This is a genomic window from Mammaliicoccus sp. F-M27, assembly GCF_022387115.1.
GTDB classification, from domain to species: domain Bacteria; phylum Bacillota; class Bacilli; order Staphylococcales; family Staphylococcaceae; genus Mammaliicoccus; species Mammaliicoccus vitulinus.
Genome location: NZ_JAJNIE010000041.1, coordinates 1 through 471 on the forward strand (window position 1 = coordinate 1; position 471 = coordinate 471).

4 tRNA genes are annotated in these 471 nt (G+C 47.6%); all 4 read left to right on the top strand.

Going from position 1 to position 471, the window contains the following annotated elements:
• Position 1 precedes the first annotated feature (1 nt).
• The 4 genes from LQ598_RS13685 to LQ598_RS13700 all read left to right on the top strand — a co-directional run bounded on the left by LQ598_RS13685 (position 2) and on the right by LQ598_RS13700 (position 365).
• Positions 2–90: transfer RNA gene (locus LQ598_RS13685), tRNA-Leu, on the top strand.
• An 8-nt stretch (positions 91–98) separates the two neighbouring features.
• A tRNA-Arg gene (locus LQ598_RS13690) sits at positions 99–175 on the top strand.
• Between the two features lie 23 nt (positions 176–198).
• Positions 199–272 (top strand) — tRNA-Pro (locus tag LQ598_RS13695).
• Positions 273–289: 17 nt separating this feature from the next.
• Positions 290–365: transfer RNA gene (locus LQ598_RS13700), tRNA-Ala, on the top strand.
• Positions 366–471 lie beyond the last annotated feature (106 nt).

A 471-nucleotide genomic window follows, 5' to 3' on the forward strand; every position in this document is an offset into this window, starting at 1 on the left:
TGCCGGGGTGGCGGAACTGGCAGACGCACAGGACTTAAAATCCTGCGGTAAGTGATTACCGTACCGGTTCGATTCCGGTCCTCGGCACCATTTTTTTAGCGCCCGTAGCTCAATTGGATAGAGCGTTTGACTACGGATCAAGAGGCTAGGGGTTCGACTCCTCTCGGGCGCGCCATTTTTAAAATGAATTTAAAATAACGGGAAGTAGCTCAGCTTGGTAGAGCACTTGGTTTGGGACCAAGGGGTCGCAGGTTCGAATCCTGTCTTCCCGACTTCTATTAATACTTATGGGGGCTTAGCTCAGATGGGAGAGCGCCTGCTTTGCACGCAGGAGGTCAGCGGTTCGATCCCGCTAGTCTCCACCATTTAAAAAATAGATTATGAACATTGAAAACTGAATGACAATATGTCAACGTTTAATTCCGATAATTGAGTACTGAAAGTACTTCAAAGAGTGATTGGCTCAACCAA